The organism is Shewanella marisflavi (assembly GCF_023283925.1).
GTDB lineage: Bacteria > Pseudomonadota > Gammaproteobacteria > Enterobacterales > Shewanellaceae > Shewanella > Shewanella marisflavi.
This window is the reverse complement of record NZ_JAKIKX010000006.1, coordinates 50,012-62,854: the sequence shown is the minus strand read 5'-3', so window position 1 is coordinate 62,854 and position 12,843 is coordinate 50,012. Positions and strand designations below refer to the sequence as shown.

The following is a 12,843-nucleotide window of genomic DNA, read 5'->3' as shown; positions in this document are numbered from 1 at the left end:
AAAAGTCGTCTAAAACAGTTCAACATCTTGTTTAGTTTGGTGTAGGTGATTATCTCTGTAACCTTGAAGTGCCTCATGCATCGGCACGCCTCGCAATAGCGCCTCAAACATCTCGCGCTCACAGTCGAGCGAATAATGCGCCTGGATCTCAGTCTGTAACGCCTGCCAAGCCGAAGGGGACTGACGCCGCTTCTCATCTCCCAACATGCCTTCCATCAGGCTTAAGGCGGTGATCACATGACTGAGCCGCTGGGAGATGCGATCGTAAAACTGAAAAGCCTGCACGCCGCTGTCGATCGCCTGCACAAGGTTATCACTGTGAGCCAGAATATCACTCGGAGTATCGCCCTTGCCATGCAGATGGCCATTGACTTGAGTTAAATGCGCCGCCATCTCAGTAAACAGCTGCCCCAGACCTGTAACATTATGGTCGCCATCGGTTAGCGACAACTCGATCTGCGCCGTCGCTAACAGGAGCAGCTTAGTGGTTTCTTGCAGGTGACACCAATCGGTATGGTCACAAGCCTGCTCTGTGGGTTGTGCAGGCGAGGTAGGTTCGACACGAGATTCCATTCATATCTCCCAGTATGACTAAGCTAAGGTTTTATTAACCCTAGATGAAAGCCTGTAGAAATGCGAGCACTCACCAGCGGGATTTGCCACTCAATAAAAAGGCCCGCAGGGGGTAACCCGCGAGCCTTTATCGATTCAGCCTGATGAACTATCGGCTATTGGGCGAACCCAACCGCACCGATATCCACCTGCTTCACTTCACCATATTCGGCGGCAATAGTGCCTATCTTGTCGGCATTACCGATCAACACATATTGCAGCTTATCCTGTGGGAAGTAGCTTTGCACCAAACGATGAGTTTCCGCAAGGGTCAGACCGTCGACATTCTTTTGGAAGTCGTTGATAAAGCTGTCGTCGAAGCCATAGAGGTACATGCTCGACAAGAGGCCGGCAAGTTGCGCACTGGTCTCAAACTTAGGTGGGAACTGTCCCTTAACGTAGGCCTTGGCCGAATCCAGCGTCGCCTGGTCTATCCCCGTCTGCCACAGACGTGCATAGGTCTTCAGCGCCAGATCGATCGCCTCCTTGGTGGTGTCACTCTTGGTAAAGGTGCTGATTCTGAACACGCCCCCTTGAGAATACGGGGTAAAGGCTGAGCGGGCACCATAGGTCAAACCGGCATTCACCCGCAGCTCATCGTTAAGCCAAGAGGTAAAGCGGCCACCTAAGATGGTGTTTACCACCTGTAGCCCCACGTAATCAGGGTTGTTGCGGCTAATGCCTTTACCGCCGATCAGGAAAGTGGTTTCAATGGCATCACCCTTGTTGACCAGCAGTACCTTGCTGGCATCTAGCTGAGGTTGTCCCTTGGCCAGATCTTGCTTGGTGATCGCCTCGCCGTTCTGCCAGTCGCCAAACAGCTTGTCGAGCTTAGCCTTCATCTCACTTGGCTTGAAATCGCCGACCACAGAGAAGGCGATATTTTGCGGCTGGTAGTAACTCATATGAAAGGCGCGCAGTTGATTAACCGTCAGCTCTGCCAGTGAATCCCGATTGCCCGATGCCGGATTACCATAAGGGTGATCGCCAAACACCAGTTTGTCGAAGTAGCGGTGGATCACCACTCGAGGACTCTCTTTTTCCTGAGCCAGGCCCGCCATTTCGCGCTGGCGTAACTTGTCGAATTCGTTGGCGTCGAAATCTGGGCTGCGCAGCAGATCCCGCACCAGAGGTAGCAGCTTATCGGTATCTTTTGCCATAAAGTCGGCATCGATAAAGCTACCCTCTTTGCCCGCATCGGCGGCAATTGAGGCCCCCAGGAAATCGACCATCTGCTCGATATCTGACTTACTCTTGCCATTAGCACCCAGCAGCAGGGATTTAGCCGTCATGCTGGCTACCCCGGAAGTCGTGTCGTTGACTGCACCGGCGCGCACCACGGCGCTGACAGTGATGAGCGGCACCTCGGTTTGTGGCATCAAATAGACTGTCATGCCATTGGCCAGTTGATACTGCTCGTAAGCCGGCATGCTAAAGCTGCCGGTATCGACAGTCTGGCTCGGCGTCGTCGCACAGCCCGCCAAGGTGAGCGCTCCGGCCATCATGGCGGCCGAGCCCAGCTTAGCAAGGCTTTGAGGGAATTGAGTCAATAGGGTCTTCATTGGTCACTCTCCTCTGTGGCCGCTAACACGCCAACGGTGCGGTTGGCGCGGCGTAAATAAGTTTGCGCGACGCGCTGAATATCTTCTGGGGTCACCTTGCTATAGGCTTCTGGCGCATTAAATAGTTTCTCAAAGCTGCCGAAATAGAGCTCATAGGTACCCAGGGTATTGGCCTTGCCATTGATGGTTTCCATGGTTCGGTAGAAATTCATCAACTTGATGTTTTTCACCTTCTCCAGCTCATCCTGAGTCACGCCTTCATGGGCGATACGATTGATCTCGCCTATCATGCCTGTCTCAAGCTCTTTGGCTGTGATACCAGGATTGGCGACGCCCATGACATAGAAGAGGTTCGGGTCGAAACTCATCGGCATATAGGTCTCCACTTCAATGGCGACTTGCTTCTCAACCAGCCCTTGATAGAGGCGTGAACTATTGCCTGTGGTGAGGATAGAGGAGAGTAGATCCAGGGCGTAGTAATCCTGGTGTGAAGTTGCCGGTACATGGAAGGCCAGCATCACGTTGGGCGTGCTCACCGACGCCTTTTGCACGAAGACGCGACGTTCACCCTTCTGCAGCGGCTCAACCGTCTTCACCTCGCGAGGTGGGGTCTGAGCAGGAATAGGCGCAAAGTATTGGTTAGCTAACGCCTTCACCTCATTGAGCTTCACATCACCGGCGATCACCACCACGGCATTGTTCGGGGCATAGTAGGTCTTGTGATACTGCACCAGATCTTCTAGGGTCCAGGCGGCAATGTCTGACTCATGGCCTATAACAGACCAGCTGTAAGGGTGCGCGCGAAAGGCTGCGCCTTTGATCTCTTCTTGCAAAGTGCGCCAGTTGGAGTTTTCCAGCCCTGTGGTGCGCTCAGATGCCACCACTCCACGCTCACTCTCCACCATCTCTGCATTGATATCCAGATTGGCGATACGATCGGCCTCGAGATCGAAGATGGTTTCCAGCGCATTAGCCGGGAACCAGTTGGTATAGACGGTTAAGTTTTCTGTGGTGTAGGCGTTATTGGCACCGCCTGCCGCCTCCATGGTGCGGTCGAACATCTTAGGACCATATTTTTTCGAGCCATTAAACATCATATGTTCGAAAAAGTGTGAGATACCGGTAATGCCAGGAACCTCGTTGCGAGAGCCCACCTTCCAAAACAGGTACATATTGGCATTGGGGATAGATGCATCTTCGAGCACCATAATTTTCATGCCGTTATCTAAGGTGAAGCTTTTTATATCTTCAGCCTGAGTAGCCTGCGCCCCCATTGCGGAGAGTAATCCCCCTATGGTTAGGCACAGTGCGATTATCTTTCGCATCATCTGTCGTTCCCTCATTCGTGAGCAGATAGAATTTATCTCGGTATCGAGGACCGCCAAGGCAAATGCCCTCGCTATTTGAAACCTAAATACCAATCGTAGTAAATAACTGCTCATCCTAGCTTGTTAAAACGCTCTAAAACGGCATTATCATTTTCGATAGTAGCATCACTAGCTATCAAAAAATTCTGCCTTGTTCTCAAGCGTTTTTCTTACGCAATTTCTGATCACTTACTTACTGTGATTCGTATAAGAGGTGAAATTATAAATAAGATCAAGTCTGTTGTAGCAATTATCGCCAAACAGAATTGTAACTTATTGCTTTTGTGCCATGCTAAGAAAAAAGCATGGCCACATTAACCCAAGGGAGAATTCACCTTGCAGTCAGCCACAGAAATTGACTTGGCTTACCTTAATCGCATCAACTGCAACACGGAAGCCCAGCTGCAGATACTCACACCGCTCAGACCCATTAGACTCAGAACCCGGCTCATCGGCATCGATCCCGACAACGCCATTATCCTCGCCTTGGGACAAGACAAATATTGGCAGGCCGCTCAGGAGTACATCACCCAGGGCCAGGGGGTTGTGGTGCGCCTAATCAATAGCGACGACCCGGAAGCCAACATTTTGGCCTTTCGCAGTCAAATCAAAACCCTGCTTAACCACGCCGGTCGTTGGTTAGTAGTGAAATACCCTAAGACGCTTCAGAGTGTGGCGCTGAGGCAACATAGCCGCATCCCGGTCAATGTACCCGCCTCGATACATGAACATCAGGCAGAGAGCGAGTCGCCACTTCTCTGTTCAAGCGGATTTTTACAGGATATCTCAATCAAGGGGGGCGCCTATATAGGCAATGAAATAGAAGGCGGCACGCTCAACAAGACCTATCTGTTACAGGTCAAGCTTACCCAGTCTGAAGAAACCCTAAGTGTGCCCATCATACTGAAAAACATTCAGCCACCGGGCGTGGGACGGCAGCAGTTCCAATATGGATTTACCTTAGATGACGCGCATATGGAGGCAGATCAGCAGGGCTTTGCGCAAAAGGTGATCATCAACCACCTGATGCAGCAACCCAAAAGCTAGCCGATTTTAGCCTTGGTAAAGAAGACGACATCTTTGTCTATGACTTCTAATTGCCAATTGAACTGATTGGCGACCCACTCAAAGGTCGCCTGGCTATAGAAACAGATATGGGTCAGATCCTGCTTGTAATGCCAATGAGTAAAAGCCGCCTGACTCAACACTCGCTTGGTCATCACAGCTAAACAGCTACCGGGCTTCATCATGGCGTCAAGTCGAGCAAGTAAACCTTGCGCATCAGCCACATGCTCAATCACCTCTGTCATGGTGATAAAGTCATATTGCTTCTCGAGCAACGCCTCATGGGGGAAGTAGTAGAGATCGTAATTCTCCATGACAATGCCCACCTCATCGGCCATGACACTTATGGTGGGGCCAGGGCCACAGCCAAAATCCAACCCCTTATGGGCTGGGGTCAAGCGCTCAAGCAGGGGGAGCCAGGTACGCCCCAGGAAACGCCGATAGCCGGCATCTTCACTGTTGTTTTCATGATGATCATAAAACGCCTTCTCATCCTCGGCGCTTAAACGGTACTGTTCAGGAACACTCACCAGCTGGCACTGGCCGCAGATCAGGTATTCTCTGTGTTTATCGCGATGAAATAAACTTAAGTGTTCACTATGACAAAGGGGGCAAAGACTCACGCAGCATCCAATTAGAGTTAAGGTTTAGGAATTTTTCGATCTTGCGCCGCCGCATCGATCGCGTCTTTTAAATATTTAGCCTCTCGGCTTTCACGCTCATTAAACTGTCGCTGGGCTTTCTCCCGCTGCGATTCCTGCCATTCACCCGATTGCTGGCGCTTGAGCACTTCCTTTTCCCGTGTCTGGGTGTCTTTAGCCGCCTCCCTGGCTTTCTCAAGTTGCTCCGCCTCGGTTTGGCGTGCAATCGCGCTGGCCTCCTCGGCAGTCGGGCTGAGGCGCTTATGTTCTTTGGCGGCGAGATTCAGACTCAAGCCGACCAGTAATACCAAGGCTAGACGGGGCATCATGGCGTTAATCATGACAGTTATCCTTAACTAATCGAGAGGTGTGAGCCGATTTTAGCACTATCGTCATCACAACGTCGAAAAACCTTTCCACTCACGCTTAGGCGTGCGAAACGTCATAAAAAAGCATTAAAAATAGCGCAAAAACCTATCCTTAGGTTTGAGTCTGCTCCTGATTCGCGGTACTTTTAACCATACCTGTAATGAGGCTATCACTTAAGCCACTGTAAATTAACGTCTCATTGCCCTATCTCATGGAGCACCCTATGGGCCCTTGGTTAACTTTATTGGCGCAGCTAAGCAGCGCACAGCCTGAGACTCAGCGGCAACTCGAACGTTGGCGTGAGGACGACTCTGCTTTCTTAGCTATCCTCAAGGGCCACTCCTTCATAGGCGCCAACCAAGGCACCCTGGATTATTTTCAAACCCAGCTGGACAGCTTTATCAATGCCACCCCCTACGACTTCTCTCCGCGTATTCAGTCAAATGGTATCAACAGCATAGAACGTGCGCAGCAGTTAATTGAGCGAGTCCATCAAGGTGAGCACATCAGCATCAACTGGCTGCATATGAGCCAGCTTGGCAGCGAGTTGCCCACCTTGGTCAGCATGCTACCTGCCAAGCTAGGCGACGCAGAGGTCATTCTGGCCCGTTTCGACCCCGCCGACAGACGCGCCAAGCGGCGCAACAACATCTCTAACGGCTTCGAGCGCCTGCCCGCACAACTGATCTCCAGCATACTGGAAGATAGCGCCGAGGCGGTTTACATCAGTAATGACAAACATGAGATCATCGCGGTTAACAAGGCGATGTGCCGCATCTGTGGCTATAGTGCCGATCAGCTACTCCACAAAGGGCCAGACGAGCTACAGGGCTTTAGCGATGCCAGCCAATGTCACAGCGACTTCCTACAGAGCCTGGAAGATAGAGGAAGCTGGCAGGGAGAAACCACTAAAACCCGCTCAGACGGCAGCCAATTTCCCGCCTGGAAGAGTTGCCGCAAGATACAGATCGATGGCGAGATCTATTATGTCACCCTGTTCAGCGACATCAGCGCCAAGAAACGCCTGGAGTCACGCCTGACAGAGCAAGCCATGGTGGATACCCTAACAGGCCTGCCCAATCGACATCAGCTCAAGCTGCATCTGGATCAAGCCCTCGCCGAGGTCAAACAGCAAACGGGTAAGCTGGGCGCCGTGATGTTTATGGATCTCAACGGCTTTAAGAATGTGAATGATTGCTTTGGCCATGCCACCGGCGACAAAGTACTGCAACTGGTCGCCGCCCGCCTCGAAGCCAGCTGTATCGACAAGGCCCATATCGCCAGGCTCGGTGGCGATGAGTTCACTTTAGTCTTAACCGATTACCACAATGTTGACGAGATAGAGGCCGTCTCCCAGCAGTTGCTCGCCATTTTTGATGCTCCCTTTGAGATCAACGGTCAGAAATTTTATCTGGGCACCAGTGTTGGTATCGCGCTATTCCCAACCCATAGCGATCAAGCTGCTCAGCTTCTCAGCTGTGCCGATACCGCCATGTATTGTGCCAAGAAAAGCCCTAATCATGTGCTCTTCTATGACAACAAGATGCACAAAGATGCTCAGCATAGACTCAAGACAATCAACGACCTGCGCCATGCCTTTAGCCTGAATCAGTTCCAACTGGCTTATCAGGTGATTGTGGATCTTGAGGGTAACCAGGTGATTGGCGTCGAAGCCCTGCTGCGTTGGCACAAGAGCGATGGCGAGATCATAGAGGCCTGCGATTTCGTACCGCTGCTGGAAGAAACAGGCTTGTTGATCAATATAGGTCAGTGGGTACTCACCACTGCCTGTACTCAGGTCGCCAAATGGCAAGATGAGCTGAAAAAGCCACTACAGGCCTGCGTGAATGTGTCGGCAACCCAGCTCGAACATCCAGATTTTGTCCAACAGGTCAAACACGCGCTGGCGTTGAGTCACCTGCCCGCCTGCAACCTGGTACTGGAGATCACTGAGTCGGCGCTACTGCGCCAACCCATGCGAGTTAAACAGACCCTAAGCCAGCTAAAGGCGCTGGGCGTGCGTATCGCCATCGATGATTTTGGCGCAGGGCTATCGTCTCTTAGCAAGCTGGGGAATCTGCCTATAGACACGCTGAAGATAGATGCGGGCTTCGCCGAACGGCTCAACGAGCCTCAAGGAAGAGAGCTCTGTCAGGCAATGATCCAACTAGCCCAGGCACTTAATATTCAATTCGTGGTGGAAGGCGTCGAGACCCTGGAACAGAAACAGATACTGTCAGGCATGGGTAAAGGGTTTGCTCAAGGGTATTTCTATGGATATCCGGCAGCGGCGGGGCAGTTCACCAAGGCAAACTTCATGGCCCATTGAACCGATAACTGTGTCAGCACCTCTAGGGCAATACTGCCTCCCTGCATGGACAGTAAACTGACACAGCTATCTGACCACCCTATCAAGGGTGACTAAGACTATTAAACCCTAAATTACCTAACATTATCGTGATCTATGCCATAGGCTGATCTGCCAATTTATATCTGCTTCACAGTTTTACCATTGCCTATTTCTGAAGATACCTTTGCCTCACCTCTGGCGGCATAGCATCGAGTCTTTGCCGTACCAAGGCCGCTAAGGCATCGGTGAGCGGTGACACATCACAGCTTGATTCCAAGGTTTCAATGGCCAATGCCGCCGCCTCAAGGGTGGACAGGCTATCATCGCGTTTGGCTTTGCGTATGGTGTATTTAGACGGGGCGTCGAGATCCAGATGCACCGCAGGATACTCGGCCAACCAGGGATTTAACTTAAGCAGCTTAAAAGCTTTTCGCCAAGTACCGTCGAGCAGCAGCAAGATCGCTTCATGGTTATTCTTAGGTGACTTTAGCGGCTGACTGGTTTCACTCGGGTAGAGCAACAACACTGGCCGAGTCTGGGCCTTAAGGTAGGTCCTCAAGTCGGTAAAATCCGTCGGCGTCTCCCCTACCACCAGTCGCAATCTATCCCCCATCACGGCTTGCATCAGCTTTACACTGTTCTTGGCATGTGACACCTCACTCGGGTGTTGCAACACAATCAGCTCGACCTGAGTCGACAGCGGCCGAATGTGCTCGCACAGGCAGGCATTCACAGGGTATTGGCATTTGGGACAAACAGGACGGCTCACAAGATCCTCACGATTAATGGGTAGGCGCTGAATGCTAACCTAACTGACGCAAAAGGCGGCTTGCTCTGGAACTGACGCATAAAAATCAAACCTTTACACAACAATTGCTTAACAAATATAATCCGCTACCGGGCAACAGCTCGTATACCAGCAAGATTATAACGGGCAGCAGAGTGTTATCACAGCATGGATGCAGCCTTCATCATGACAACAAGGAAGAAAAATGAAAAAGCAGCTACTCACACTCCCCCTTCTCTTAGGTTTAACCACACAGGTATTTGCCGGTGAAGCCGTTAACACCTTCCAACATGAAGCCAATGTGAGCTTCGGTACCGATACCGATAACTTCGAAGACGGTCTGTGGAATCTTGACTACCGTTTCTATTTTGAGCCGGTGAAAAATAACAATGCCCCCCATGCTTTAGCCGGATTTTTAGCACAAAGCTCCTATCTCGGCGGTATGTATGCCCAGACCAACGCCTATGACGATACGGTGAGATACAGTGTAGATGGCCGATATGTGATGGCCTCAAATTGGTTTATTGGCGCCAATTATCTCTATCTCAACGTAGATAGCAGTGAGTTTTTAAGTTCTCCAATAGATGAAGATGAAACCGGCTATGGCATAAACCTTGGCTACTATTTTAACGATAGCTCCGAAGTCGCCATCTATTATCAATATCAAGGCAACTCAGACTCTTGGAATCTAAGCACTGCAGAAGTTATTACATTCGATAAAGACAGCGATCTATACGGCGCCCATATCCGTAGCTACTTTCCGCTGCAATCCACCACGGGCTTAGATTTCAAGGCCCAAATAGAATATGGCCAACTGGAAACCAGTAATACCATAAGTTCACAATTAGAAGTGGCTGGTTATCACAATGACACGACTCAAGTGAGCCTGAGCGCAGACTGGTATATCACCCCAGCCTGGTCTGTTGGCGCCGGTTATACTTGGTTAAATAGCGATGCAAAAATCCAGTGGCTCACCCCAGATAATGGTATTAACACAAATACCTTTGAGGACAGCATCAACCTGTTTAGCCTATCGACACAGTATTGGTGGCAGTTCTCCAACCACTTCGCCGCCAACTTCGCTGGGGTAAAGCGATTTTCCGATGAAGATTTCGCCGATGATTTTCTTATCGGCATAGGGGTAAACGCCCGCTTCTAACATCAGGCGAAAAAAAAGCCTGCATTGAGTTCACTAATGCAGGCTAAAAGGGTGTTGCGAATGGATTAGGTTACGGCTATCAATGGGCGTGACGCTCCTGGTGCCAGGCATCTAGTCGGCCCATGTTCATGGCGACCAACAACAGGCTTGCCAAGCCACCCATGACGACGACCACGGCGTAGGGAGCGGTGAGCGATGTCTGCTGCACCAGTCCTGCCAAAATAGAGGCGCCACTCATCTGGATAAAGCCAAGCATGGCGGTGGCCGTACCTGCACGCTCACCAAAGCCTGCCAATGCCATACTGGTCGCCGGGCCGAGCAGCAGAGCAAAGCCGATACACAGCAGCATCATAGGCAGCATAAAACCAAAGGCCGCCGCCAGTCCCGTCTGCGGGCCAGCCCACTGTACCCCAAGTTGCAATAGGGCAGAGACCAACATGGTGCTTAGCGCTAGGATCACTGTCGGACGGTTACCCAGCTTCTGAATCACCACTGGCGCGGCAAAACAGGCTGCGATGTTCACTAAGGCGTTGAGACCAAACAGACCACTGAAGGTCAGCTCGGACACGCCTATTGTCTCGATAAGCCACACAGGCGAGTAGGAAACATAGGCGAGAATTGCCGCCATACCAGCCATACAGGCAAAGGCGTAGAACATAAAGTGCGGATCGATCAGCACAGGCTTATAGCGTGACCAGCGATAGAGCGGCCCTTCGGTCACGGTATTCGCGGGGCGGGTCTCCGGCAGGCGATAGCCGACGATGATCATGATGATGATGGCGTACAGCGTCATAAACACGAAGGTAGAACGCCAGCCAAACTGCAGCGCCAACAGGCCGCCTAGGGTGGGTGCCAACGCCGGGATCACACAGATCACCCCGTTCAGATAACTGTAATAACGAGCACCTTCTTTAGGCGTAAAGCAATCTCTGACGGCACTAAAGACCACGATAGAGGTTGAGCAGGCTGCTAAGCCTTGTAGCACGCGGGCCAGTTGCAGCCAATGAAACTCCATCGCTACCACAGCCAATAGGCTGCTGGCGATATAGAGCAGCAGACCACCCAGTGCAATAGGGCGACGACCATAGCGATCCGCCAGTGGGCCTATCAACACCTGACCGACCCCCATGGCAAACAAAAACAGCACTAGCGTCGATTGCACCTGACTAGCAGACACGGCAAATTCAGCCGCCATGACTGGCATTGAGGGCAGATAGATGTCGATGGCAAGGGGGCTCAAGACCACCATTAACATAAGTATGGGTAACAGGTTTCGACGCATATTTCTCTAATTTACATAGGGGTTAAGGTAATAGGGAGCATTTTAGACCAGCCGAGTTATGAACAGAAATGGTATAATTTCAAAAGCTAATTTCCTTTAAGGAATATCATTATGAATCTCGACAACCTGGCCCGAATCGATCTAAACCTCTTGGTCATGCTGCAAGTCCTACTGGAAGAGCGCAGCGTTACCCGCGCCGCCAGCCGTCTGCACCTAAGCCAATCCGCCCTGAGTAAGAGCCTCAACCGTCTGCGTGATACCTTAGGCGACCCACTCTTTATCCGCACCGCACACGGCCTTAAACCCACGGCCCATGCCGCCTATCTTGGCCAGCAGCTGCCCGACATGTTGCAAGGACTCTATCTGCTGACCCAGCCGCCGAGCTTCAATCCCGCCAGCAGTCGGCGCCAGTTCTCTTTTGCCATGGTCGAGAGTGCCTATGAGACGCTGATCCCCTACTTTATCGGGCCCCTGCTCAATAATGCCCCCAACCTCAGGTTGGACTCCTATCTTTGGATGGAAAAATCCCTCTCGTCGCTGCAGAAGGGGCAGATAGATTTTGGTATTACCGGACGGGATATCAATCCGCAATCGGATCTCATCATCGACCGGCTACCTGAAGGGATAGCTCATCAGACGCTGTTTACCGACTATCAGGTCTGTCTGGTTCGCCAGGATCATCCCATGCTGCCAGCCATCAGAAATCATCGATGGGATCTGGATATCTATCTGGAGATGTCTCATGTACAGGTACGCTGCGAGGGCAATGAGTGGTGGGCACTGGACTACTTTCTGGCTAAATCGGGTAAGCGTCGCCACCTGAGCACCACAGTACCCGATTTCTATGGCGCCGCCAGTGTCTGCGCCCATAGCGATCTGATCTTTACCTTACCCTCCAGTTTTGCGGCCCATGCCCGCAAACTCTATGCCCTGGAGGAGTTGCCCCTGCCCTTCGATTTCCACTCCCTGGCCTATGTATTGCTATGGCATGAGCGCAATAACGACGAGCCAGGACATAAGTGGATACGCGAAACCATCTGTAAGAGTGTTGCCCAGGCATTTCATCAAGACTAATGCCGTAAATCGGCCCTTGGTTCAGCTTAGGTTAACCTTGGACTGGTTATGATGCTTGGGTAGCCACGGAGACATTCAGTAACATTTTACGGCTTAGATTAAACGAATTTAACGTGATCTCGCTGGGCTGTATGTGCACAATCGAGCCATCAATGCAGGGCATATCGAACAGAAATTCAACCTGAAAGTTAGACGGCCCTTAGGGAGAAACTATGATTTATCATCAATTTCAACAGACGCCTTTTCAGCATAGGTTCTCGGGTACTAAAGGCTGGATGGCCTTCGCAATCGGTTTAGTAGTCATGACATTGGTCTTGCTAGCGCTTCCCTTTGTCATTCTCGTCGGCGCCTTAAGCTTTATTATCCTGAGCCTGTTTGGCCGGGTCTTTCTTAAGCGCCAGCTGGCAAAGTTTCGCCAGCAGGGGAACGCCGCCTTTGGCGAGCGTACAGCAGGTTTTGACCAAAAGGGATATTCGGCGCGGTCATTTGACACCGCATCGCCCTTCGGTCAAACCCAGGCCCCACGTCAGGGACGTACCTTCGAGCACGACCCTAACGAATAATACCAATCACAG

Annotated in this window: 12 protein-coding genes; 5 read left to right on the top strand and 7 right to left on the bottom strand. The window is 51.4% G+C overall.

Going from position 1 to position 12,843, the window contains the following annotated elements:
- Nucleotides 1-9 precede the first annotated feature (9 nt).
- From L2712_RS13090 to L2712_RS13080, 3 genes are all read right to left on the bottom strand, one after another.
- Nucleotides 10-573 carry a hypothetical protein gene (locus L2712_RS13090; RefSeq protein WP_248978028.1) on the bottom strand — a complete coding sequence of 188 codons (564 nt, stop codon included), beginning with the start codon at nt 571-573 and terminating at the stop codon, nt 10-12.
- A 155-nt stretch (nt 574-728) separates the two neighbouring features.
- Nucleotides 729-2,117 (bottom strand): M16 family metallopeptidase, encoded by a 1,389-nt coding sequence (locus L2712_RS13085; protein WP_418076203.1) that lies wholly within the window; start codon nt 2,115-2,117, stop codon nt 729-731.
- Nucleotides 2,118-2,170: 53 nt separating this feature from the next.
- A complete protein-coding gene (locus L2712_RS13080) occupies nt 2,171-3,502 on the bottom strand; it encodes a M16 family metallopeptidase (RefSeq protein WP_248978026.1) in 1,332 nt (443 codons plus the stop codon).
- Nucleotides 3,503-3,877: 375 nt separating this feature from the next.
- On the opposite strand from L2712_RS13080, the gene L2712_RS13075 reads away from it, so the two are divergent.
- A complete protein-coding gene (locus tag L2712_RS13075; protein ID WP_248978025.1) occupies nt 3,878-4,588 on the top strand; it encodes a flagellar brake domain-containing protein in 711 nt (236 codons plus the stop codon).
- Here the strand turns inward: L2712_RS13075 and L2712_RS13070 are convergent.
- Both L2712_RS13070 and L2712_RS13065 read right to left on the bottom strand, forming a co-directional pair.
- Nucleotides 4,585-5,229, bottom strand: a complete 645-nt coding sequence (locus L2712_RS13070) for a class I SAM-dependent methyltransferase (RefSeq protein WP_248978024.1) — start codon at nt 5,227-5,229, stop codon at nt 4,585-4,587. The genes L2712_RS13075 and L2712_RS13070 overlap by 4 nt on opposite strands.
- A gap of 17 nt (nt 5,230-5,246) precedes the next feature.
- Nucleotides 5,247-5,588, bottom strand: coding sequence for a hypothetical protein (locus tag L2712_RS13065; RefSeq protein WP_248978023.1), 342 nt, complete (start codon nt 5,586-5,588; stop codon nt 5,247-5,249).
- Nucleotides 5,589-5,839: 251 nt separating this feature from the next.
- On the opposite strand from L2712_RS13065, the gene L2712_RS13060 reads away from it, so the two are divergent.
- Complete coding sequence (locus L2712_RS13060) at nt 5,840-7,945, top strand: putative bifunctional diguanylate cyclase/phosphodiesterase (RefSeq protein ID WP_248978022.1); 2,106 nt, start codon at nt 5,840-5,842, stop codon at nt 7,943-7,945.
- A 187-nt stretch (nt 7,946-8,132) separates the two neighbouring features.
- Here L2712_RS13060 and L2712_RS13055 read toward each other — a convergent pair whose 3' ends face one another.
- Nucleotides 8,133-8,735 carry a tRNA-uridine aminocarboxypropyltransferase gene (locus L2712_RS13055; protein ID WP_248978021.1) on the bottom strand — a complete coding sequence of 201 codons (603 nt, stop codon included), beginning with the start codon at nt 8,733-8,735 and terminating at the stop codon, nt 8,133-8,135.
- Between the two features lie 223 nt (nt 8,736-8,958).
- Between L2712_RS13055 and L2712_RS13050 the strand changes: the two genes are divergently transcribed.
- Complete coding sequence (locus tag L2712_RS13050) at nt 8,959-9,912, top strand: porin family protein (protein WP_248978020.1); 954 nt, start codon at nt 8,959-8,961, stop codon at nt 9,910-9,912.
- Between the two features lie 79 nt (nt 9,913-9,991).
- Here the strand turns inward: L2712_RS13050 and L2712_RS13045 are convergent, their stop codons facing one another.
- Complete coding sequence (locus L2712_RS13045) at nt 9,992-11,194, bottom strand: multidrug effflux MFS transporter (RefSeq protein WP_033540253.1); 1,203 nt, start codon at nt 11,192-11,194, stop codon at nt 9,992-9,994.
- Nucleotides 11,195-11,305: 111 nt separating this feature from the next.
- Between L2712_RS13045 and L2712_RS13040 the strand changes: the two genes are divergently transcribed.
- Both L2712_RS13040 and L2712_RS13035 read left to right on the top strand, forming a co-directional pair.
- On the top strand, nt 11,306-12,268 hold the full coding sequence (locus L2712_RS13040) for a LysR family transcriptional regulator (RefSeq protein ID WP_033540254.1): 963 nt from the start codon (nt 11,306-11,308) through the stop codon (nt 12,266-12,268).
- Between the two features lie 212 nt (nt 12,269-12,480).
- On the top strand, nt 12,481-12,831 hold the full coding sequence (locus L2712_RS13035; protein ID WP_033540255.1) for a hypothetical protein: 351 nt from the start codon (nt 12,481-12,483) through the stop codon (nt 12,829-12,831).
- The last annotated feature ends 12 nt before the right edge of the window (nt 12,832-12,843 follow it).

Coding starts and splice junctions, on each gene's coding strand:
- L2712_RS13090 (WP_248978028.1), bottom strand. CDS start 573: ATGGAATCTCGTGTCGAACCTACCTCGCCTGCACAACCCACAGAGCAG.
- L2712_RS13085 (WP_418076203.1), bottom strand. CDS start 2,117: ATGATGGCCGGAGCGCTCACCTTGGCGGGCTGTGCGACGACGCCGAGC.
- L2712_RS13080 (WP_248978026.1), bottom strand. CDS start 3,502: ATGATGCGAAAGATAATCGCACTGTGCCTAACCATAGGGGGATTACTC.
- L2712_RS13065 (WP_248978023.1), bottom strand. CDS start 5,588: ATGATTAACGCCATGATGCCCCGTCTAGCCTTGGTATTACTGGTCGGC.
- L2712_RS13060 (WP_248978022.1), top strand. CDS start 5,840: ATGGGCCCTTGGTTAACTTTATTGGCGCAGCTAAGCAGCGCACAGCCT.
- L2712_RS13050 (WP_248978020.1), top strand. CDS start 8,959: ATGAAAAAGCAGCTACTCACACTCCCCCTTCTCTTAGGTTTAACCACA.
- L2712_RS13045 (WP_033540253.1), bottom strand. CDS start 11,194: ATGCGTCGAAACCTGTTACCCATACTTATGTTAATGGTGGTCTTGAGC.
- L2712_RS13040 (WP_033540254.1), top strand. CDS start 11,306: ATGAATCTCGACAACCTGGCCCGAATCGATCTAAACCTCTTGGTCATG.
- L2712_RS13035 (WP_033540255.1), top strand. CDS start 12,481: ATGATTTATCATCAATTTCAACAGACGCCTTTTCAGCATAGGTTCTCG.